Origin of the sequence: Georgenia sp. TF02-10 (genome assembly GCF_022759505.1) — a bacterium.
Classification (GTDB): Bacteria; Actinomycetota; Actinomycetes; order Actinomycetales; family Actinomycetaceae; genus TF02-10.
In genome coordinates, this window is sequence record NZ_CP094289.1 from 253,641 (window position 1) to 275,618 (window position 21,978).

A 21,978-nucleotide genomic window follows, 5' to 3' on the forward strand; every position below is an offset into this window, starting at 1 on the left:
TCGGCTCTGATCTCTACCGGTCGACTGGGTCAAGCGGCCGCGGGGCCAACAGCCGAGGCCCGGCCCCGTGTGGGGCCGGGCCATGGGTTAGCGACGACGGCGGGACCGTGCGGGCAGCACCGCCGGGCAGACCCGGCCGGGCGCCGTCGGCCCGCAGGACGCGACAGCACCACCGGGCCGGGCGCCGTCGGCCCGCAGGACGACAGCACGACCGGGCCGGGCGCCGTCGGCCCGAAGGACGACAGCACCACCCGCCCGGGCGCCGTCGGCCGGGGTCAGCCGGCCGGGACGACCTCGACATCGACGGTGGCCTGGACGTCCTGGTGCAGCCGCACGAGGATCCGGTGCTGGCCGAGGGACCGGATCGGGGTGGGGACCTCGATCCGGCGGCGGTCGAGCTCGGGCCCGCCGGCGGCCTTCACCGCCTCCGCGATGTCCGTGGCCGTGACGGCGCCGAACAGGCGGCCGTTGTCGCCGGCGCGCGCGGCGACGGTGACCGGGGCGGCCTGCAGCCGGTCGCGCAGGTCACGGGCCTCCTCCACGGTGTGGATCGCGCGGGCCTTGCGGGCCGCGGTGATCTGGTCGACCTGCTTCTGGCCGCCCTTGGTCCACCGGGTGGCCAGGCCGCGGGGGACGAGGTAGTTCCGGGCGTACCCGTCCTTGACCTCGACCACGTCGCCTGGGGTGCCGAGGTTGGAGACCTCGTGGGTCAGGATCAGCTTTGCCATCTGTGTCTCCTGCCTCAGCGAGCCGAGCTCGAGTAGGGCAGCAGCGCCATCTCGCGGGCATTCTTGACGGCCTTGGCGATGCGGCGCTGCTCCTGGACGGACACCCCGGTGACCCGGCGGGCCCGGATCTTCCCGCGGTCGGAGACGAACTTCCGCAGCAGGGCGGTGTCCTTGTAGTCGATGTTGTCGATCTTCCCCGACTTCAGCGGGTTCGCCTTCTTCTTGGGCTTGCGAAGGACTGGCTTCGCCATGGTGGTGCTCCTCGATGATCCGTGCGCGGCCGGGCCGCGCGAGTCGAAAGTTGGTGCGCGGCCGCCGGGGCGCCGCGCGAGCGTTCTGTGCCTAGAACGGGGGCTCGTCGTTGAACGCGCTCGAGCCGCCGGTGGGGCTCTGCGCCCAGGGGTCGTCGGCCTGGCCGCCGCCGGGGGCGTTGTACCCGCCGCCCTGCTGGCCGCCGTAGCCGCCGCCCTGGTTGCCGAAGCCGCCCTGGTTGCCGCCCTGGCCGCCGCCGTACCCGCCACCGCCTCCGCCGCCGCCGCGCTGGGCGCGGGTGACCTTGGCGGTGGCGTACCGGAGGGACGGACCGACCTCGTCGACCTGCATCTCCACCACCGTGCGCTTCTCGCCCTCGCGCGTCTCGAAGGACCGCTGCTGCAGCCGGCCCTGGACGATGACGCGGGTGCCCTTGGTCAGCGACTCCGCGAGGTTCTCCGCGGCCTCCCGCCAGACCGAGCAGCGCATGAACAGGGTCTCCCCGTCCTTCCACTCGCTGGCCTGCCGGTCGAAGGTCCGCGGCGTGGACGCCACGGTGAAGCTGGCCACGGCCGACCCGGAGGCGGTGAAGCGTAACTCGGGGTCCGCCGTCAGGTTCCCGACGACGGTGATGACGGTCTCGCCTGCCATGTCCTTGCTCCTGCGGGTAGGTGGGGCCGGGCGCGCCTCAGTGGGCGTCCGGGCGGATGAGCTTGGTGCGCAGGACGGCCTCGTTCAGGCCGAGCTGGCGGTCGAGCTCCTGGGCGAGCTCGGGCGTGGTCGACATGTCGACCACGGCGTAGATGCCCTCGGAACGCTTGTCGATGTCGTAGGCGAGCCGGCGCTTGCCCCAGATGTCGACGTTGTCGACGGTCCCGCCGCCGGTCTTGACGACCGTGAGCAGCTTGTCGAGCGACGGGGCGACCGTCCGCTCGTCGACCTCGGGGTCGAGGATGATCATCAGCTCGTAGTGACGCACGCGGTACCCACCTCCTCTGGACTCAGGCGGTCACGGTCCTTCCGTGACAGGAGGGTCATGCGTTGTCGGCCGGTCGTGCGCGGGTGCGCGGAGGACCTGGGCCAGCGGACCACCCTACCGTAACGACGCCGTCGGCCGGTCCGTGGGGTTGTCCACAGGTGCCGGCGAGGGTGCCACGGGTGCCGCTGGGGGTGCCTCAGGTGCCGCCGGGGGTGCGTCAGGCCGCTGGGCGTGCATCAGGTGCCCGGCCGGCCGCCGTCGCGCCAGGTTGGGGCGCCGGGGCGGGCTGCCGCCACGGGCGAGCTGGCGCCCCGGCGACGCCGAGGGGCTGGCCAGGTCTCCCCGCTGCCCGCGCTACCCGCCCGGCCCCGCGGGCGGGCCCGCGCCGTCCGCGGGCGGCGCCGCCGGGGGCTGGACCGGCTGGGTGGGCTCGGTGGTGGCCGGCGGCGCCGGGGTCGTCGGCGCCGGGCTGGGCGGCGCTGGGGTCGTCGGCGGCGGGGTCGGGGCGGGGGTGGCCGGGGGCGGCTGGGTGGGTTCCGGCGTCGGGGTCGGCGTCGGCGTCGGCGTCTCGGTGGGCTCGGGCGTCGTCGGCTCGGGTGTGGGCGTCTCGGTGGGGGCCTCCGTCGTGGGCGCCGGCGCGGGAGCCGGCGCCGGCGCCTCGGTCGAGCGGCGCCGCGGGGTCGTGTCCGAGGTGCCCGAGCCGTAGCCGACCCGGCCGACCCCGGCCCGCTCGGGGAACTCCTCCACCGGCATGCCCTCGGTCGCGACGAGCATGTAGTCGCGCCAGACCTGGGTGGGGTAGGTCCCGCCGGCGATGGTGCGGACCCCGCCGAAGCCGGTCAGCTCCTCCTCGGTGCCGTCCTCGCCGACCTGGTACATCGCCACGGTGGTGGCGAGCTGGGGCACGAACCCGGAGAACCAGGCAGACCGGTAGGCGTTGGAGGAGCCGGTCTTGCCGGCGGCCGGGCGGCCGATCTCGCTGGCCGTCTCGCCCGTCCCGCGCCGGACCACCTGCTGCATGGCGTAGGTGGCGTCGGCCATGACGTCCTCGGCGAAGACCCGCTCGCCCTCGGCGCCGCCGGTGTAGACGACGTCGCCGTCGCCGTCGCGGACCTCCTCGACGATGAACGGGTCGTGCCGCACCCCCTGGGCCGCGAAGGTCGCGAACGCCGTCGCCGTGTCGATGGGGTGCGGCGAGGCCGGCCCGAGGACGTTCGACGGCGAGGCGACCAGTCCGGGGGTGTCGGCCGGGATGCCGGCCCGCGTGGCGACGTCGACCGTCTTCTCCGGCCCCACGTCGACGTTCAGCTGGGCGTAGACGGTGTTGACCGAGTTCGCGGTGGCCTCGACGAGGTTGATCCGGCCGCGGTTGATCCGGTCGAAGTTGGACACCGGGAAGTCGTAGCCCTCGATCTCCATCGGGGCGTAGCTGGCGTAGCGGGTCTGCAGGGAGACCCCGGACTCCAGCGCCGCGACCAGGGCGAACGGCTTGAAGGTCGACCCGCCCTGGGCCACGTCCTGGGTGGCGGCGTTGCGGGACTGGGTGAGGTAGTCCGGCCCGCCGTAGAGGGCCACGATCGCCCCGGAGGAGGGGTCGAGGGAGACCAGCGCGACCCGGTTGTTGGCCGGCCGGTCCGCGGGGAGGTTCGCCACCGCCTGGACGGCGGCGTCCTGCTTCGGCTTGTCGATGGTGGTGACGATGTCCAGGCCGCGGGTGTCGATCTCCTCCTCGGTCATCCCGGCGTCCTCGACGAGCTCCTCGCGGACCATCTGCAGCAGGTACCCGTTCGGGCCCTCGAGCTCGTTCTGGGCGTTGGGCGGGAGGGCCTGGGGGTAGGTGGCGGCGGACCGCTCCTCGGCGGTGATCCACCCGTCCTCGGCCATGAGGTCCATCACCCGCTCCCAGCGCTGCTCGGCCCGCTCGGGGTCGACGGCCGGGTCCCACGCGCTCGGGGCGGGGATGATCCCGGCCAGCAGCGCGGACTCGGGCATGGTCAGCTCGGCGGCCGGCTTGCCGAAGTAGGCCTGCGCGGCCTTCTCGATCCCGTAGGCGCCGCGCCCGAAGTAGATGGTGTTGAGGTAGTTCTCGAGGATCGCCTCCTTCGACTGCGACCGGTCGATCTTCAGCGCGAGGATGGTCTCCTTGAACTTGCCCGCGTAGCTCGTCGTCGACCCGACGTAGTACCGCTCGACGTACTGCTGGGTCAGCGTGGACCCGCCCTGGGTGGGCAGGCCGCGCACGTTGTTCCACAGCGCCCGGGCCAGGCCCTTCGGGTCGATCCCGTTGTTCTGGTAGAAGCGGCGGTCCTCGGAGGCGACGACGGCGGCCCCGACGTGCTCGGGCAGCGTGTCCAGCGGGACGCTCTGCCGGTCCACCTCGGCGAAGGAGCCCATCGGGGTCTCGCCGTCGGCGAAGTAGACCGTGGTGGACTCGGCCATGGCGAAGTCGTCCGGCTCGGGCACGTCGGTGGTGGCGTAGGCGAAGATGAACACGCCCAGCACGACGGCGATCCCCGTCAGGGCTGCACCCAGCACCACCCGCCAGCTCGGCAGCCAGCGCGCAATGGGCCCCTTGCCCGCCCGGGGGTAGTTCAGCCGCCGCCTGGGCGGGGCCGGCCGGCCCCGCTCGGGGGCCTGGCCGGTGGAGGGGGTGCGTGCCACGCGGGCCTGCCTTTCGCCGTCCCGGTCTGTGGTTCGGTGGTGGGTGTCGGTCCGTGCGCCGTCGGCGCGGGTACGGCGCCGTCCCGGGCACGGGTCGCTCCACAGTATGCGCGAGGCACCTGGGAGCGGCGGTGCTGGCGGGACAAGTGCGGTGCGGCTCACAGGGGTGCGGCGGGCCAGCGCGAGCGCTGCCGACGTGGCTGGGGACGCGCGGTGCGGCGCTGTTCAGCCGGCCGTGGCGGTCCGGCGCGCCCGGCCGACGGCGCTGGGCCGGCGGTCGACGGCGCTCGGCCGCCCGGTGCCGCGCGGGTCACCGGGATGTGGCTACCGGCGCTTCGCCGCTCCCCGCCCCGGTGGCCACCGAGGTGCGGCCCGGAACGGGGCTGTGGCCACCGCCCGGGCTCTGGCCGCCGCCCGGGCTGTGGCCGCCGCCCGAGGCGTGGTCGCGGCGGCACCGCGGGTCGCCGTCGTCGTCTGCAATATATCGGTGCGATATATTGCGGCGCTAGCACGACCGGTGCCGGGACCACCAGGCCGGGACGGACACGGGAGGACGGCGTGAGCGCACGGGCGCAGGTGCTGGAGCTGGCCATCCTCGGCCGGCTCCGTGAGGCACCGATGCACGGCTACGAGCTGCGCAAGCACCTCAATGCCGCCCTCGGCGCCTTCCGCACCCTGTCCTACGGCTCGCTCTACCCCGCGCTGCGCTCGCTGACCGAGCGTGGACTCATCGCCGCCGAGGAGCCGCCCGCGGCGCCCGGGCCACGGGCCGGTCGGCGCGGCCGGATCGTCTACCGGCTCACCGACGCCGGCCGGGACCACCTGGCCGGCTCTCTTGCCACCGCCGACCCGGCGGCCTGGGACGACGACGTCTTCGACATTCGGTTCACGCTGTTCGGCAGCACCGACGCCGGCACCCGGCTGCGGATCCTAGAGGGTCGCCGGGCCCGGATGGTCGAGCGCAGCGAGACGCTCCGGCAGTCCTTCGGGCGGACCTCGCGCCGGATGGACAGCTACACCCGCGAGCTGGCCCGGCACGGGCTCGACCAGCTCGAGCGCGAGGTGGAGTGGCTCGAGCGGGTCATCGACACCGAGCGCGGCACCCGGGGCGCACCGGACCACACCGCCCGGGCGTCGCCGTCGGGACGCCCGGCAACGCCCGGGGCGCCGGCCGGAAGCATGCCGGAGACCGGGGCCACCTCGGGCACCGGGAGCACCCGGGAGACCGGAACGGCACCGACCACCGGGATCGCCCCGGAGACCGCGACCACACCGACCACCGGGACCACCCCGGAGCCCGGGACCACCCCTGGGCCCGGGAGCACCGCAACCGCCCGGAGCGCCCCGACCACCGGGGCCACCCCACCCGGAGTCACACCGACCACCGGGACCACCCCCACCACCGGGACCCCGACCGAGGCCGCCGCCGGCGAGCCCGCCCCCGCTGGAACCAACCCCAAGGAGCAAGCATGAGCGCCATCCGCGTCGCGATCGTGGGCGTCGGGAACTGTGCGTCCGCGCTCGTCCAGGGCGTGCACTTCTACGCCGACGCTGACCCCGAGAGCACCGTCCCGGGGCTGATGCACGTGCAGTTCGGCGACTACCACGTCCGGGACATCGAGTTCGTCGCGGCGTTCGACGTCGACGGCAAGAAGGTCGGCACGGACCTGGCCGAGGCGATCAACGCCTCGGAGAACAACACCATCAAGATCTGCGACGTGCCGCCGCTGGGCGTCACCGTCCAGCGTGGGCACACCTACGACGGGCTGGGCCGGTACTACCGGGAGACGATCGAGGAGTCGGTGGCCGAGCCGGTCGACGTCGTCGCCGCGCTGCGCGAGGCCCGCGCCGACGTGCTCGTCTGCTACCTGCCCGTCGGGTCGGAGGAGGCGGCGAAGTTCTACGCCCAGTGCGCGCTCGACGCCGGGGTGGCCTTCGTCAACGCCCTGCCGGTGTTCATCGCCGGCACCGAGGAGTGGGCGGCGAAGTTCACCGCCGCCGGCCTGCCGATCGTCGGGGACGACATCAAGTCCCAGGTGGGCGCCACCATCACGCACCGGGTGCTGGCGAAGCTGTTCGAGGACCGCGGCGTCGTGCTGGACCGGACGTACCAGCTCAACGTCGGCGGGAACATGGACTTCAAGAACATGCTCGAGCGGGACCGGCTGGAGTCCAAGAAGATCTCCAAGACCCAGGCGGTGACCTCCAACGTCCAGCACGACCTCGGGGCGAAGAACGTGCACATCGGGCCCTCGGACTACGTGCAGTGGCTGGACGACCGCAAGTGGGCGTACGTGCGCCTGGAGGGCCGGGCGTTCGGGGAGGTGCCGCTGAACCTGGAGTACAAGCTCGAGGTGTGGGACTCGCCCAACTCGGCCGGGATCATCATCGACGCCGTGCGGGCGGCGAAGATCGCGCTGGACCGCGGCATCGGCGGGCCGCTGCTCTCGGCGTCGTCCTACTTCATGAAGTCCCCGCCGGAGCAGCGCCCGGACGACCTGGCGCGGGAGTCGGTCGAGGCGTTCATCGCGGGGGAGCTGGAGCGGTGAGTGTGGGCGGCGGCGTCCGGGCTGCTGGCGGCGTCCGGGCTCCTGTCGGCGTCCGGGCTGGTGGCGGCGCGAGGTAGGGCCGAGCGGCGGGGCTGACCGGCTCACCGGACTCGGCGCGCTACTGCCGACCGGCTCACCGGTTGACCAAAACCACCTCCGGAGGCGATCTCGTGCCGATCTCGTACATTTCTACCTCCGGAGGTCATCCTGGTCAGGGGGTCCGGTCGCCTATCCACAGGTACCGCCCCTCCGGCACCGCCTCCACCCCGCGTCACTGCCCAACGTCACTTCACGCACCCGCCTGGGCACCCTGCACGCATGCGGTTCGACGATCCGGCGCTCGCGGCACTCGCCGGCCGGCAGTTCTTTGCCGCGAGCCGTGGCCAGCTGATCGAGCTCGGTGCAACGGACTCGTGGATGCGGGGGAACCTTCGCGCCGGGCGGTGGGTGCGCCAGCACCCGGGCGTCTACGTCCTCAACACCGCACCGCCGCGCTGGGAGACGAGGGCGCAGGCGGCCCTTCTCTACGCCGGCGACGGGGCGGCGCTGAGCCACCTGTCGGCCGCCTACCGCCATGGCGTCGTCAGCAAGCCGCCCCGCGTCGTGGAGCTGATCGTCCCGCACGGCCGAACGGTTGTGCCCCAGCAGGGGTTGCGGATCTATCAGCGCCGGCAGATGCCGCGGACCTCCCCGGGTCCGCTGCGCGCCGTGTGGCTCCCCGGGGTGGCGGTCGACCTCGCCGACCGGGCGAGGACGCCCGACGAGGCAGTGGGGTTCCTGTGCGAGGCGGTGCGGCGTGGGGCCCGGCCGGCCGACCTCCGGCGCGAGATCATGAGTCGGGCACGGCTACGCGGTCGCGGGTTGCTCCTCGACCTCGTGGCCGAGGCGGACGCAGGGGTCGAGTCGCCGCTCGAGTACCGGTACGGGACCGACGTCGAGCGACCGCACGGCCTGCCGGTCTCCACGCTCCAAGTCCGCGAGGTCCTCGACGGTTCGTGGATCCGTGCGGACCGCCGGTACAAGGGCCAGGGTGTCCGCATCGAGCTCGACGGCGAGCTGGCCCATCCCGGCGGGCGGACCGACCGGGACGTGTGGCGCGACAACGCCGTTCAGGTCCACGGCGGTGAGATCACCCTGCGCTACCGGTGGAGCCACGTGGTCGCCTCGCCCTGCCGCACAGCTGCGCAGGTGGCCGAGGCCCTGCGCGTTCGCGGCTGGTCCGGAACACCGCGGCGGTGCGGGGACGGTTGCGCGGTCCGGACCTGGAGCGGCTGAGGTGCGAGGTGGCTAGGGCCAAGCCGCTGGGGTGAGGACATCCATGCGAGGTGCGAGGCCGGCGGCGGGGGCGAGGGAAGGGGCCAGGGCGCAGGCGCAGGGCGCAGGCGTCAGGGGGCAGAGGCGGACGCAGGCGCGGCGGACGCAGGCGCAGGAGTCCCCTCACCCCCGGTGCCGCGCCCGCCACACCAGCTTGCGCAGCTCGTCGAACCACAGCACCGACGAGGCCATCGCCAGCGAGATCGCCCAGTGCTCCAGGTCCAGCGGCGCGGTGCCGAACGCCACCTGCAGGAACGGCACCTCGACCACGGCAAGCTGCAGCACCGCGGCGAGCGCCACGGCGCCCCACAGCCACCTGTTCACGAACAGCCGGTGGAACGCGCTGGTCGTCTCCGAGCGGGAGTTGAAGACGTTGAACAGCTGGGCGAACACCAGGGTGGTGAACCCGGCCGTCCTCGCCACCTCCAGGCTGTCCTCGCCGGCGACCAGCCCGCCGGGCAGGAAGATGTCGATGGTCAGCAGCGACGCCACCCCCATCACCAGCCCGATGGCCAGCACCCCGGTCCACATCCGCCGGTCGATGATCCGCTCGGTCACCGGCCGCGGCGGGCGGGCCATCACGTCGTCGATCTCCGGGTCCACGCCCATCGCCAGCGCAGGCCCGGAGTCGGTCACCAGGTTGATCCACAGGATCTGGGTGGCGAGCAGCGGCACCACCACCGCCTCGTCGTCGGCCCCGGCCAGGCCGATCGCCCCGGCGAGCACCACCCCGAGGAACACGCTGAAGACCTCGCCCATGTTCGACGAGAGCAGGTAGCGCAGGAACTTCTTGATGTTGTCGAAGATGACCCGGCCCTGCCGCACCGCGGCGACGATGGTGGCGAAGTTGTCGTCGCCGAGGACCATGGTGCCGGCCTCCTTCGTCACCTCCGTCCCGGTGATGCCCATCGCCACCCCGATGTCGGCGGACTTCAGCGCCGGGGCGTCGTTGACGCCGTCGCCGGTCATCGCCACGACCTGCCCGTCGGCCTGCAGCGCGTCGACGATCTGCAGCTTGTTCTGCGGCGCGACCCGCGCGTACACCGAGACCTCGCGGGTGACGTCCCGCAGCCCGGCGTCGTCCAGCCGGTCCAGCTCCGCGCCGGTGACCACCCGGGCCCCCGGCTCGACGATGCCGAGGTCCGCGGCGATGCGCTGCGCCGTCGCCGGGTGGTCCCCGGTGATCATCATGACCCGCACGCCGGCCCGGTGGGCCTCGTCGACGGCGCGGGCCGCCTCGGTGCGCGGCGGGTCGATGATCCCGGCGACCCCGACGAAGACCAGGTCACGCTCGACGGACTCGTCGACCTCGTCCCCGGCCACCCGGTCGCCGGTCTCCGCCGAGGGCAGGTAGGCGACGGCGAGGGTGCGCAGCGCCTGGCCGGAGAGCCGCTCCACGGCGCCGAGGAACTCGGTGCGCCGGGCGTCGTCGAGCGGCACGACCTCCTCGCCCACCCGCACCCGGGTGCACCGGCCGAGCAGGACGTCCGGGGCGCCCTTGGCCATCAGCACCCGGCCGCCGTCGGCGACCTTCTCCTCCAGGGCGGACATCATCTTGCGCTCGGAGGTGAAGGGGACCTCGGCGCGGCGGCGGAACCGGTCCAGCTCGGCGGCGGCGGGGGCGAGCTTGCGGGCGGCGACCAGGAACGCCGCCTCGGTCGGGTCGCCCTGGACCTCCCACTCCCCGTCCCGCTCGGCGAGCTGGGCGTTGGACGCCAGCGCGCCGCCGGCGAGGACGAGCCGGGCCTCGGTGAGCAGCGCCCCGTCGCCGAGCGGCTCGCCGTCGGCCAGCACCTCCCCGTCCGGCCGGTACCCGGCGCCGGTGACCTCCGCCTCCCCCGAGGCGCTGACCACCCGCTCGATGGTCATCTCGTTGCGGGTCAGCGTGCCGGTCTTGTCCGAGGCGATGACCGACGCGGACCCCAGCGTCTCCACCGAGTGGAGCTTCTTGACGACGGCGTTGCGGCGTGCCATCCGCTGCACCCCGATGGCGAGGACCACCGACAGGATCGCCGGCAGGCCCTCCGGCACGGCGGCGACGGCGAGGGAGACGCCGAGGAGCAGGACGGTGACCAGGTCGGCCGGCGAGGAGACGTCGTTGACCAGGGCGGTGACCACCATGACGACCACGGCGATGACCACGACGGTGATCCCGAGGAGCTTGCTCACCCCGGCGATCTCCCGCTGCAGCGGCGAGGGGTCGGCCTCGGTGGCCTCGAGCATCTCGGCGATCGCGCCCATCTGGGTGGCCATGCCGGTGCTCGTCACGACGGCGCGGCCGACGCCCTGGGCGACGGCGGTGCCCCGGAACAACATGTCGAGCCGGTCGCCGAGCGGGGCCGGCCCGGGCAGGGTGGCCGGGTTCTTCGTCACCGGGGCGCTCTCCCCGGTCAGGGACGCCTCGGACACCCGCAGGGCGGTGGCGGTGAGCAGCCGGGCGTCGGCGCCGACGGCGTCGCCCTCGCCGAGGACGAGGACGTCGCCACGGACGAGCTCGGCGGCGGGGACGGTGCGCAGCTCGCCGTCGCGCAGGACCGTCGAGGTGGCCTGGGTCATGGTGCGCAGGGCGGCGACCGCGTCGGCGGCGCGGCTCTCCTGGACGAGGCCGAGCACGGCGTTGAGGATCACGACGGCGGCGATGACGATCGCGTCGACCGGGAGCCCGCTCGCCCCCTCCGCCGCCCACGCGGCGACCGAGATGACGATGGCGAGCAGCAGCAGGTAGACCAGCGGGTCCTGGAGCTGGCCGAGGACCTTGCGCCACAGCGGCACCGGCGGGGCGGAGCGCAGCTCGTTGGGGCCGTCGGCCTCGAGCCGGCGGGTGGCCTCGGCGGAGGTCAGCCCGGTGTCCGGGTCGACGCCGAGGTCGCGGGCGACGTCGGCGGCGTCGCGCAGCGACGGGTCCGGGTCCGCGGTGGCCGTTGCCGACGGCGGCCGGGCGGCCGGGGCGGGTCGCGGGGCGTCGGTCACGGCATCCTCCGGGGCGGTCGGGTCACGTCCACCATCGTCCCCCGGGCCGGCGGGGGCAGCTCGGGACATCGGTCCGGCGGGGGCCGGGACGCCGCCCGAGGGGTGCGGGCGCCGTCGGATAGCCTGCCCCGGTGCCGACCACCCCCGCCCTCCCCGGTTCGGCCGCGTGAGCATCCTCTCCGACCTGCGCACCCTCGCGGTCAACGACGGCTTCCGGAAGCTCTTCGCCGTCCGGCTGGTCTCCCAGTGCGGCGACGGGATGTTCCAGATCGGGCTGGCCACCCTGTTCTTCTTCAGCCCCGAGCGGATGGCCACGGCCGGCTCGGTGGCCGCGGCGTTCGCCGTCCTGCTGCTGCCGTTCACGGTCGTCGGCCCGTTCGCCGGGCCGCTGCTGGACCGGTGGCGCCGGCGTCAGGTGCTGGCCTACGGCAACGCGGTGCGGGTGGTCCTCACCGTGGTGCTCGCGCTGCTCATGGTCACCGTGGGCGTCGGGCCGGTGGTGTACGTCCTCGCCCTGGTCACGCTCGGCGTCAACCGGTTCCTGCTCGCCGCGCTGTCCGCCGGGCTGCCGCGGGTCGTGCCGCGCGAGCACCTGCTGATGGCCAACGCCCTCACCCCCACCCTGGGTGCGGTCTCGGCGGTCGTCGGGGCCGGCGTCGGCCTGCTCATCGGCTGGTTCGCCCCGGCCAGCCGGGTCGAGGACGGCGTCGTCCTGGCGACGGCGGCCGCGTTCTTCGCGGTGGCGTCCGGGCTCGCGCTGCGCCTCCGGCCGGGCCAGCTGGGGCCGGGGTCGCAGCCGGCCGCGGGGCTGTGGGTGCAGCTCCGGGCGACGGCGGCGGAGATGGTCGACGGCGCCCGGTACCTGGTGGCCCGGCGCACCCCGGGGCTGGCGCTCGGGGTGATGGCGGTCCACCGGTTCCTGTACGGGATGAACTTCATCGCTCTGCTGCTGATCTCCCGCAACCTGCTCAACAGCCCGGCCGACGCGGGCGCCGGGCTGGCCAGCTTCGCGCTGCTGACCGGGGTCTCCTTCGCCGGGAACGGGCTGGCGATCGTGCTCACGCCGCTGGCCTACACCCGGATGCACGCCTCCACCTGGGTGGTGGTGTGCCTGGCCGCGGCGGGCCTGAGCCAGGCGCTGCTGACCACGGCGCCGGCGCGCGGGGTCCTCGTGGTCTCCGCGGTGCTCCTCGGGGTGGGGGTGCAGGGCGCGAAGATCGCGGTGGACACCATCGTCCAGCGGGACACCGACGACTCCTTCCGGGGCCGGGCCTTCGCCCTCTACGACGTGCTGTACAACGCGGCGTTCGTCGCCGCGGCGGCGCTGGCCGCGGTCGCGCTGCCGGACACCGGCTGGTCCCGGGCGGCGTTCGTGGTGCTGACGGCGGTCTACCTGGTCACCGCGGCCGTCTACCGGTCGGCGACCACCCGCCGCGGGGACCGGCCGGCGCCGGTGCTGGCCGCCGAGCACCCCTGAGCCGGGCGGGGGCGGGCCGCCGAGGACCTCCCGCCGTCGGCCTCCCGCCGTCGGCCGGCCGCCGTCGTCAGTCCCGGGCGGCCCACCAGGCCAGCAGCGCCTCCGTCGCGGCGTCCTTGCCGATCACGCCGCGCTCCATCCGCAGGTCGAGCAGGAACCGGTAGGCCTCCCCGACCACCGGCCCGGCCGGCACGCCGAGGATGGCCATGATCTCCTGGCCGTCGAGCTCGGGCCGGATGGCCCGGAGCTCTTCCTGCTCCCGCAGCCGGGCGATCCGCTCCTCGAGGTCGTCGTAGGCGGCCTGCAGCCGCAGGGCCTTGCGCTGGTTGCGGGTGGTGGAGTCGGCGCGGGTGAGCCGGTGCAGCCGCTCGAGCAGCGGCCCGGCGTCGGTCACGTAGCGCCGCACCGCCGAGTCGGTCCAGGCGCCGTCGCCGTAGCCGTGGAACCGCAGGTGCAGCTCGACCAGCCGGGAGACGTCCCGGACCGTCTGCTTGTCGAACCGCAGCGCCTTGAGCCGGCGGGCGGTGAGCTTCGCGCCGACCGTCTCGTGGTGGTGGAAGCTGACTCCGCCGCCGGGCTCGAAGCGGCGGGTGGCGGGCTTGCCGACGTCGTGCATGACCGCGGCCAGCCGCAGGACCAGGTCCGGGGCCGGCACCGGCCCGTCCGGCCCGGTCTCCAGCGCGATCGCCTGGTCCAGGACGGTGAGGGTGTGCTCGTAGACGTCCTTGTGCCGCTTGTGCTCGTCCACGGTGTGCTGGAGCTGGGCCAGCTCGGGCAGCACGACCTCGGCCACGCCGGTGTAGACCATCAGCTCCAGGCCGCGGCGGGGCCAGCGGGCGGTGACCAGCCGGGTGAGCTCGTCGCGGACCCGCTCGGCGGAGACGATCTCCAGCCGGGCGGCCATCGCGGACATGGCCCGCATCACGTCCTCGGCGACGTCGAACCCGAGCTGGGCGGCGAACCGGGCGGCCCGCATGATCCGCAGCGGGTCGTCGTCGAAGGACTGCTCGGCGCCCACCGGGGTGCGCAGCACGTGCTCGGCCAGGTCGGTCAGCCCGCCGTGCGGGTCGACGAGCTCAAGCTGGGGCAGCCGCACGGCCAGGGCGTTGACGGTGAAGTCCCGGCGGGACAGGTCCCCCTCGAGGGTGTCGCCGTAGCGCACCACCGGCTTGCGGGAGCCGACCTCGTAGTCCTCGGTGCGGTAGGTGGTGACCTCCACGACCACGTCGCCGCGGCGGGCGCCGATGGTGCCGAACTCCTTGCCGATGTCCCAGCAGGCGTCCCCCCAGGCCCTCAGCAGCCGCTCGGTCTCCTCCGGCCGGGCGGAGGTGGCGAAGTCCAGGTCGTGCGAGACGGCCCCGAGGACGGCGTCGCGGACCGACCCGCCGACCAGCGCCAGCTCGTGCCCGGCACCGGCGAAGGTCCGGCCGAGCTCGGCGACGGCGGGCGGCAGCGCCGCCAGCGCGGCCAGCGCGGTGCGGCGGAGCTCGGACGGGGGGCCGGCGGTGCGGGGGGAGGGCACCGGCCCAGGGTGCCACGCCCCGCCCGGTGCCTACCCCCCGCCTCCGGATGAGGATCATTACAGTGGCTGCATGCCCGCCGTCTTCCCCGTCCCACGGCCGCACCTGCCGCGGCCGCGGGCCCGGCTGGTCGGGGCACGGGCCTCCGGGCTGCCGGTGGTGGACGAGACCTCGGCCGGCGGGCTGGTCGTCGACGTGGTGGAGGGCCGGGCGTACACCGCCGTCATCGCCCGCCGGAACCGGGCCGGGCGGCTGGAGTGGTGCCTGCCCAAGGGGCACCTGGAGGGGTCGGAGACGCCGCCGGAGGCCGCGGTGCGGGAGATCGCCGAGGAGACCGGCATCCGCGGGCGGGTGCTGCGCCACCTGGCCACCATCGACTACTGGTTCGCCGGCACCGACCGGCGGGTGCACAAGGTCGTCCACCACTTCCTGCTGGAGGCCGTCGGCGGGGAGCTGACCACGGAGAACGACCCGGACCACGAGGCGGAGGAGGTCGCCTGGGTGGCGCTGTCGGAGGTCGCCGCGCGCCTGGCCTACCCCAACGAGCGGCGGGTCGTCGGCACGGCGCGGGACGTGCTGGCCGGCCGCGCATGAGGGGCGCCCTCGCCCGCCTGGCGGCCGTGGCCGTCGGCGGTGCGGCGCTGGCCGCCGGCCCGGTGCTGCCGACGGCGGCCGGGCCAGTGGCGTCGTCGACGGCGGCCGGCCCGGCCCACGCCGACCGTGCGAGCACTCCCACCACCGAGGACCTCGACGTGGAGATCACCGCCGTCGGCCCGGACGTCCTGCGCCCGGACGGCACGCTGACCGTCCGCGGCACGGTCGCCAACACCACCGGCGAGGACCTCGCCAGCCCGACGGTGCGGCTGCGGGTGCAGCGCAGCACGCCGGTGTCGCGCACGGCGCTGCAGCGCTGGCTGGACCCGGAGCGGACCGCCGCCACCGTCGTCGCGGCGCAGGAGGAGCTCCCCACGCCGCTGCCCGCGGGCGCCACCGCCACCTTCGACCTGCAGGTCCCGGCGGCGGACCTGCCGCTGCTGAGCACCCACGCCGCGTGGGGGCCGCGCGGGATCGAGGCGGCGGTGTCCGACGCCGACGGCGGGGAGGTCACCGGCGCTGACCGGTCCTTCCTGCTGTGGTACCCCGACCTGGAGGTCGAGCGGTCGCCGGTCGCCGTCGTCGTGCCGGTCACCCCGACCGCGCAGGAGCACACCGAGGCCCAGGCGGCCGGCGAGGACGTCGCCGCCACCGCCGCGCCGCGGCTCACCGCGCTCCTCCAGGCGGTGGACCAGCCTGGGGTCACGGCCGCCGTGGACGGGATGCTCCTGGCCGGCGCGGCGCCGGTGGCGGCCGGCGAGGAGGGCCCCGCGGCCGAGGGGACCACCCCGACGGACGACCCGGCCGCCGCGGGCACCGAGAACCCCGCGGGCGAGGCGGACGGTGGCGCGGGCGGCACGGGGACCGCCGGTGGGGCGGAACCGGACGACCCCGCGGGCGGCGCGGACCCGGCGGAGGACCCCGCCGCCGCCGCGACCACCGACCCGCCCGGCGCCGCCACCCCCGACCGGCCCGCGGCCGCCGCCCTGACCGAGGCGGTCACCGCCCTCGCCGGCGGGGACGCGCGCGCGGTGACGCTGCTGCCCTGGGCCGACGCCGACGTCGCCGCCCTCGCCCACGCCGGCCGCCCGGCCGACTTGGCCGCCGCCCGGGACCGCTCCGCCCTCGCCGCGGCCGAGGCGGGCGTGCCCACCGGGACGGGCCTGGCCACCGGCACCGGCCTGGCCGTGCCGGCCGCCGCCGAGCCGGACCAGGAGACCGTGGCCGCCGCGGCCGCCGCCGGCGCGAGCGCCGTCGTCCTGCCCGGCACCGCCCTGGCCGTCCGGGACACGCTCAGCTACACCCCGGCCGGCCGCGCCGAGGTGCCCCTCCCGGACGGCGGCACCGTGCCCGCCCTGCTCGCCGACGAGCGGGCCTCGGCGATCCTCGCCGGGCGGCTGCTGCCCACCCCCGGCGACGACGGGGAGGTCACCGACCTCACGGCGGTCGACGCCCGCCAGCTCCTGCTCGCCGAGACCGCGATCATCGCCCGCGAGCGCCCGGCGGACCCGCGCACCGTCGTGCTGGCCGTGCCCCGGGACTTCGCCGGCGACACCGACGCCCTGGCGGACTCCCTCGCCGCCCTGGCCGGCGCGCCGTGGGTCGCGCCGACCGCCGCGCCCGACGTCGCCGCGCTGCCCGCCCCGGACCTGGCCCGGACGCCGCTGCCGGACCGGGAGGTCGACGAGGGTGAGGTGACCGCCGCGACCCTGCAGCGGATGGACGCGCTGCGCGCCGCCGCCGCCGCCTTCGCCACCATCACCCCCGAGCCGGCCACCGTCACCGATCCGGTCACCGACGCCCTCGCCCCGGCCCTGTCCGCGGCGTGGCGCACCGACGTCGGCGGCCGCCGGGCCCTGGTGGAGCAGGTGGCGGCCCAGGTCGAGGCGCTGAAGGGGCAGGTCGCCGCCCTGCCCTCCTCCCCGGTCAACCTCATCAACTCCTCCGCCGCGCTGCCGGTGAGCGTGCGCAACGACCTGGACGTCCCGGTCACCGTCCGGGTGGCGCTCGCCCCCGGGGACCAGCGGCTGCAGCCGCAGGACACCCCCGCGCTCACCGTGGCGGCCCGGTCCTCGGCCACCGCCCAGGTGCCGGTGCGCGCCGTGGGCAGCGGCGACGTGCCGGTGCGGGTGCGGCTGCTCGCCCCGGACGGGCAGGAGGCCGGGTCCGGCACCGAGCTGAAGCTCCGGGTCCGGGCGGACTGGGAGAACGTGGGCACCGGTGCGCTCGCCGCGCTGCTCGGCACCATGCTGGTCGTCGGCCTGGTCCGCACGGTGCGCCGCGGCCCCCGCCTGCACCCCGACGAACCGGTCCCGGAGGACGTCCCGTGACCGAGTTCCCGGAGGATGCCCCGTGACCGAGTTCCCGGAGGATGCCCTGTGAGCGAGCCCAGCCGCGGCGTGGCCAGCTCCTCGATCATCATGTTCGCCGGCACCCTGGTCTCCCGGGTGCTCGGGGTGGTGAAGTCCCCGCTGCTGATCGGGGCGGCGATCGGCATAAACACCGGCGCGATGAACGCGTTCTCGGTGGCGAACAAGCTGCCCAACGTCATCTACATGCTGATCGCCGGCGGGGTGCTCAACGCCGTCCTCGTCCCGCAGATCGTCCGGGCCATCCGGGCCCACGACGACGGCGGGCAGGCCTACGTCAACCGCCTCCTCACGCTGGGGATGGCGGCGCTGGGCGGCGTCACCGTGCTGCTCACCCTCGCCTCGCCGCTGCTCATCCGGCTCTACGCCGCGCAGATCAGCCCGGAGTGGTTCCCGGTCGCGGTCACCTTCGGGTACTGGTGCATCCCGCAGCTGTTCTTCTACGGCATGTACACCCTGCTCGGGCAGGTCCTCAACGCCCGCGGGATCTTCGGGCCGTACATGTGGGCGCCGGCGCTGAACAACGTCGTCGCGATCGCCGGCCTGGTCCTCTTCCTCGGCGTCTTCGGCGGGGTCGGGGCGCAGGCCGCCGTCGGCGCGGACGTGTGGACCACCCCGCGGGTGGCCGTGCTCGCCGGGACCGCCACCCTGGGCATCGCCGCCCAGGCCCTGGTCCTGCTCCGCCCGCTGCGCCGCTCCGGGTTCCGGTTCCGGCCCACCTGGGGCCTGCGCGGGTCGGGGCTGGGCCGGGCCAGCAAGGTGGCCCTGTGGGTCTTCGCGGCGCTGGCGATGAACCAGGCGGCCTACGTGGTGGTCTCCAACGCCGCCGCCTACGCCCCGGCCGCCGGCGGGTACGCCCGCGACGTCGCCGGCAACGCCGCCTACGACGCCTCCTTCCTCCTCTACACCCTGCCCACCTCCCTGGTCACCGTCTCCATCGTCACCGCGCTGTTCACCCGGATGTCCGGCGCCGCCGCCGGCGGCGAGGTGGACCGGGTCCGGGCGGACCTGTCCCTGGCGCTGCGCACCGTCGGGGTCTTCACCGTCTTCGCCACCGGCGCCGTCATGGTGCTCGCGCTGCCGGTGGTGCGGGTCATCACCGGGACCGTCACCTTCGCCGAGGCCCGGTCCGTGGCCCAGGTGCTGGTGGCCATGGTCGGCGGGCTGGTGGCGGTGGGCGTCTTCACCGTGGCGCAGCGGGTGTACTACGCCATGGAGGACGCCCGCGGCCTGTTCCGGCTGCAGGTGCCGATGGTGCTCGTGCTCGCCGCGGGGGCGGGGCTGTCGATGCTGCTCCCGCCGCGGCTGGTGGTCGTCGGCGTGGGCGTGGCCATGACGCTGTCGAACACCCTCGGCGCGCTGCTGACCTACCTCGGCCTGCGCCGGCACCTGCGCACCATCGACGGCGGCCGGGTGCTGCGCACCCACCTGCGCCTGGTCCTCGCGGCCGTTCCCGCGTGCGGCGCCGGCTGGGTGCTGCTGCACCTGCTCGGCACCAGCGCGGCCGACCTGTCGGTGGTCGGCTCGCTCTGGCGGGTCGTCGTGGTCGGCGTGGTGATGGGGGCCCTGTACGTGGCCGGCCTGCGGGCGCTGGACGTCACCGAGCTCGGGACGCTCACCGCGCCGGTGGGGCGGATGGTCATGGCCGCCGCCCGGCGCGTGCCCGGCCCGGCCGGGCGGGTGCTGCGGCGGGTGGGGGCGGCCCTGGTGCCGGGCGCGACGGCGGTGGCGGCCACGGGCGGGCCGGACGACGCCGGGCCGGACGGGCCGGACGACGGCGGGCCCGGCGGCGACGGCGGCGGGCCCGGCGGCGACGGCCCAGGCAGCGGCCCGGACGGCGGCCCCGGTGGCGGCGGTGGCGGCGGGTCCGGTGATGGCCCGGGTGCCGGTGGCGGTCTCGGTGCCGCAGCCGACGGCGACGGCCCGGACGGTGGGGGCGGGCCCAGCGACGGCCGCACCGGCGGCGGTTCCGGCCCCGGCGCCGCCGGCCCCGACCAAGGACCGGACGGCGACCGCCCGCACCCCGACGGCCGGCCCGGCGCCCGCCCGGTCACCCCGGCCACCCCGGCCACCCCGGCCACCCCGTCCGGCCCGGTCCCCCGCGACCCGGCGGCGCCGACCGCCGTCGTCCACGCAGCCGTCCCGCCCCCGCCCGGCGGCGCGGCGTTCCCGCCCGTCGCCGCCCGTTCCGTAGCCTTACCCTCGCAGGACGACGAGGGACGGCCCGGTGCGGCCGCCGGCAGCTGGGGGAGCGGGACGCTGGACACGATCGAGCACACGGTGGGCGTCCAGCTGGGCGGGCGGTACGACCTGACCGCGGAGCTGGCCCCGAGCCCGGCCGGCGCCCGGCAGTGGCGGGCGTGGGACACCATCCTGGCCCGCGAGGTCACCGTCCTCGCGGTGCCCGCCGAGCACCCCCGGGCCGCGGACGTCATCGACGCCGCCCGGCGCGCCTCGCTCGTGGAGGACCACCGTCTGGTCCGCATCCTCGACGCCGGGACCGACGCCGGCACCGCGTTCGTCGTCACCGACGTCGTCCACGGCACGGACCTGGCCGCGCTCGCCGCCGCCGGCCCGCTGGCGCCCGCCCAGGCCCGCGCCGTCGTCGGCGAGGCGGCCAGCGCCCTGGAGTCCGCGCGGCGGCACGGCGTGCGGCACCTCGCCCTGGCCCCGGCGTCGCTGCGGGTGACCGAGGACGGCGACGTCGTGCTCACCGGGCTGGCCACCGAGGCCGCGCTCCTCGGCGTGGGCGGCCCGGAGGAGTCCCCGCTGACCGCCGCCCGCCGCGACGCCGAGGACCTCGTCCACCTGCTCGCGCTCGCGCTCACCGGTGCGCCGGGCACCGCGCCGACCGAGCCGGCCGACCTCGCCCGCCTGTGCGCCCGGACCGCCGCCGGCGAGGGACCACGCAGCACCGGCGAGCTCATCCGCGAGCTAGCGCCGTGGGGCGACGTCGACCCGGCCGCGCTGCCCAGGCCGTCGGTACGCGTCCCGGCGGGCGCCGTCGTCGCCGCCGGCACACCCGCCCCTGCACCAGCCGGCGCACGCCCGGTCCCGCCCCCGCCGCCGCCACCGCCGGCCGAGGACGGGACCGGCACCGGTCCCGACGGGGCCGCCGTCGGCGCGGGTACCGATGCCTATGGTGCCGGTGCCTCCGCCGGTGCTGGTGCCGACGCCGACGCCGACGCCGACGCTGCCGCTAACGGGCCTGAGGCCGGGGCCGGTGCAGATGCCGGTGCCCGCGGGACCCGCGCCGGCGTGACGGTGCCCCCACCCCCACCGCCGCCGCCATCGGACGCGCCGGCACCGTCCGCCGCGGAGAGCGCCCCGGGCGGCACCGACGACGGCGAGCCGGCCGCCGCGGGCACGCCGCACCCGGTCGACCGCCGGCGGCCAGCCGGCCCCCGCTGGGCACCCGGGCACCCGCCCGCGCGGCCGGCACCGGACTTCACCGAGATCCTCCGGGGTGAGCCCACCGGTGCCGCGGAGCCCGCCGGCGAGGCACCGGCGCGCCACGGCGAGCCCGGCGGCGACGAACCCGCCAAGCGCACCGACCAGGGACCCTCGCGGCACGCCCGGCTCGCCGGTGCCCTCACCGGGCTGCGCACCCGGGCGGCCCAGGCCGCCCGGTCCGCCAGAGCCACCGCCGCCGACCGCACCCGCACGGCGGCCGCCGGGCTGGGCACCGCCGTCGCCGCGGGCCGCACCAAGGTGGCCGAGGCCGCGGCCGCCCGCCGCGGGCCGCAGAGCTCCGCCGGTCCCGACACCCGCCCCGTCCCCGTCCGCCCCCGGGACGTCCGCGACCGCCCCGCCGACGACGAGACGCTGCTGCCGGCCGACGTCGACGGCCCGGAGGTGCCCTTCCGGGAGCGGCGGATGGACCCCACCCCGGTGGTGCTCGTGGCCGTCGGCGCGCTCGTGCTCGTCCTCTTCCTCATCTCCCTGCGCGTCCTCGTCGCCCCGCCGCCCGAGGTGGAGATCCCCCGCACCAGCCCCACCAGCGCCGCGCCGCCGACGGAGACGCCGCCACCGTCGCCCGAGCCGACCCCGGAACCGACCACCCCGCCCCCCGCCCCGCCGCAGGCGGCCGCGCTGGCACCGCTGGACCCGCAGGGCGACGGCGCGGAGAACCCGGACCTGACCTCCCGCGCCCTCGACGGGGACCCGATGACGTTCTGGCGCTCCCGCTCCTACGTCGACCCGCAGTACGGCATCAAGGAGGGCATCGGCCTGACCGTCACCCTGGCCCAGCCCGCCACGGTCAGCCAGGTCGAGCTCGACGTGCTGGGCTCGGGCGGCGTCGTGCAGGTGCGCACCGGGGACCCGGCCCAGCCGACGGCGGGCCAGGTGCTCGCCGAGGGCACGATGGGCCCGGGCACCGTGCTGACCTTCGAGCCGGTGGAGACGGACCACCTCATCCTGTGGTTCCCCCAGCTGCCGGTGGCCGACTCCGACGGCAAGAACCGGATCGAGCTCGCCGAGCTGCGGGTGGGCTGACCGTCCCGGGGCCGGGGAACAGCCGCCGCCTACGATCCGTTGCAGCAGACAGTGACCCCGACCCGAGG

At 75.9% G+C, this 21,978-nt stretch carries 14 protein-coding genes; 7 read left to right on the top strand and 7 right to left on the bottom strand.

What is annotated here, in order from left to right; genetic code table 11:
* Nucleotides 1–275: 275 nt before the first annotated feature.
* From rplI to MF406_RS01215, 5 genes are all read right to left on the bottom strand, one after another.
* Complete coding sequence (gene rplI, locus MF406_RS01195) at nucleotides 276–728, bottom strand: 50S ribosomal protein L9 (RefSeq protein WP_242896216.1); 453 nt, start codon at nucleotides 726–728, stop codon at nucleotides 276–278.
* 14 nt (nucleotides 729–742) lie between these two features.
* Nucleotides 743–979 (bottom strand): 30S ribosomal protein S18, encoded by a 237-nt coding sequence (gene rpsR, locus MF406_RS01200; RefSeq protein ID WP_242896217.1) that lies wholly within the window; start codon nucleotides 977–979, stop codon nucleotides 743–745.
* 91 nt (nucleotides 980–1,070) lie between these two features.
* Entirely contained in the window at nucleotides 1,071–1,631 is a 561-nt protein-coding gene (locus MF406_RS01205) for a single-stranded DNA-binding protein (RefSeq protein ID WP_242896218.1), read from the bottom strand.
* Nucleotides 1,632–1,668: 37 nt separating this feature from the next.
* Nucleotides 1,669–1,959 (bottom strand): 30S ribosomal protein S6, encoded by a 291-nt coding sequence (rpsF, locus tag MF406_RS01210; protein WP_242896219.1) that lies wholly within the window; start codon nucleotides 1,957–1,959, stop codon nucleotides 1,669–1,671.
* Between the two features lie 354 nt (nucleotides 1,960–2,313).
* Complete coding sequence (locus tag MF406_RS01215) at nucleotides 2,314–4,620, bottom strand: transglycosylase domain-containing protein (RefSeq protein ID WP_242896220.1); 2,307 nt, start codon at nucleotides 4,618–4,620, stop codon at nucleotides 2,314–2,316.
* Between the two features lie 558 nt (nucleotides 4,621–5,178).
* On the opposite strand from MF406_RS01215, the gene MF406_RS18975 reads away from it, so the two are divergent.
* The 3 genes from MF406_RS18975 to MF406_RS01230 all read left to right on the top strand — a co-directional run bounded on the left by MF406_RS18975 (nucleotide 5,179) and on the right by MF406_RS01230 (nucleotide 8,444).
* Nucleotides 5,179–6,093 carry a helix-turn-helix transcriptional regulator gene (locus MF406_RS18975; RefSeq protein ID WP_371744559.1) on the top strand — a complete coding sequence of 305 codons (915 nt, stop codon included), beginning with the start codon at nucleotides 5,179–5,181 and terminating at the stop codon, nucleotides 6,091–6,093.
* Nucleotides 6,090–7,169 (top strand): inositol-3-phosphate synthase, encoded by a 1,080-nt coding sequence (locus MF406_RS01225; RefSeq protein WP_242896221.1) that lies wholly within the window; start codon nucleotides 6,090–6,092, stop codon nucleotides 7,167–7,169. Before MF406_RS18975 ends, MF406_RS01225 begins: the two co-directional genes overlap by 4 nt.
* Before the next feature lie 318 nt (nucleotides 7,170–7,487).
* Entirely contained in the window at nucleotides 7,488–8,444 is a 957-nt protein-coding gene (locus MF406_RS01230) for a hypothetical protein (protein ID WP_242896222.1), read from the top strand.
* Between the two features lie 162 nt (nucleotides 8,445–8,606).
* On the opposite strand, the gene MF406_RS01235 is transcribed toward MF406_RS01230, so the two are convergent.
* Entirely contained in the window at nucleotides 8,607–11,453 is a 2,847-nt protein-coding gene (locus MF406_RS01235; RefSeq protein ID WP_242896223.1) for a cation-translocating P-type ATPase, read from the bottom strand.
* Between the two features lie 166 nt (nucleotides 11,454–11,619).
* Here MF406_RS01235 and MF406_RS01240 point away from each other — a divergent pair, with 166 nt between their 5' ends.
* On the top strand, nucleotides 11,620–12,930 hold the full coding sequence (locus MF406_RS01240) for an MFS transporter (protein ID WP_242896224.1): 1,311 nt from the start codon (nucleotides 11,620–11,622) through the stop codon (nucleotides 12,928–12,930).
* A gap of 67 nt (nucleotides 12,931–12,997) precedes the next feature.
* Here the strand turns inward: MF406_RS01240 and MF406_RS01245 are convergent, their stop codons facing one another.
* A complete protein-coding gene (locus tag MF406_RS01245; RefSeq protein ID WP_242896225.1) occupies nucleotides 12,998–14,452 on the bottom strand; it encodes a CCA tRNA nucleotidyltransferase in 1,455 nt (484 codons plus the stop codon).
* Between the two features lie 70 nt (nucleotides 14,453–14,522).
* Between MF406_RS01245 and MF406_RS01250 the strand changes: the two genes are divergently transcribed.
* The 3 genes from MF406_RS01250 to murJ are packed head-to-tail and all read left to right on the top strand — an operon-like array spanning nucleotide 14,523 to nucleotide 21,910.
* Nucleotides 14,523–15,044, top strand: a complete 522-nt coding sequence (locus tag MF406_RS01250; RefSeq protein ID WP_242896226.1) for an NUDIX hydrolase — start codon at nucleotides 14,523–14,525, stop codon at nucleotides 15,042–15,044.
* The gene (locus tag MF406_RS01255) at nucleotides 15,041–17,374 is read left to right on the top strand and encodes a DUF6049 family protein (protein WP_242896227.1); all 2,334 of its coding nucleotides are present in this window, start codon (nucleotides 15,041–15,043) and stop codon (nucleotides 17,372–17,374) included. The genes MF406_RS01250 and MF406_RS01255 overlap by 4 nt, the downstream gene beginning before the upstream one ends.
* Nucleotides 17,375–17,422: 48 nt before the next feature.
* Nucleotides 17,423–21,910 (top strand): murein biosynthesis integral membrane protein MurJ, encoded by a 4,488-nt coding sequence (gene murJ / locus MF406_RS01260; protein WP_242896228.1) that lies wholly within the window; start codon nucleotides 17,423–17,425, stop codon nucleotides 21,908–21,910.
* Nucleotides 21,911–21,978: the final 68 nt, after the last annotated feature.

Bases quoted from the DNA above. Each gene is read 5' to 3' on its own strand.
- MF406_RS01250 (WP_242896226.1), top strand. From the start codon at position 14,523: ATGCCCGCCGTCTTCCCCGTCCCACGGCCGCACCTGCCGCGGCCGCGG.
- MF406_RS01205 (WP_242896218.1), bottom strand. From the start codon at position 1,631: ATGGCAGGCGAGACCGTCATCACCGTCGTCGGGAACCTGACGGCGGAC.
- MF406_RS01225 (WP_242896221.1), top strand. From the start codon at position 6,090: ATGAGCGCCATCCGCGTCGCGATCGTGGGCGTCGGGAACTGTGCGTCC.
- rpsR (WP_242896217.1), bottom strand. From the start codon at position 979: ATGGCGAAGCCAGTCCTTCGCAAGCCCAAGAAGAAGGCGAACCCGCTG.
- MF406_RS01230 (WP_242896222.1), top strand. From the start codon at position 7,488: ATGCGGTTCGACGATCCGGCGCTCGCGGCACTCGCCGGCCGGCAGTTC.
- rplI (WP_242896216.1), bottom strand. From the start codon at position 728: ATGGCAAAGCTGATCCTGACCCACGAGGTCTCCAACCTCGGCACCCCA.
- MF406_RS01255 (WP_242896227.1), top strand. From the start codon at position 15,041: ATGAGGGGCGCCCTCGCCCGCCTGGCGGCCGTGGCCGTCGGCGGTGCG.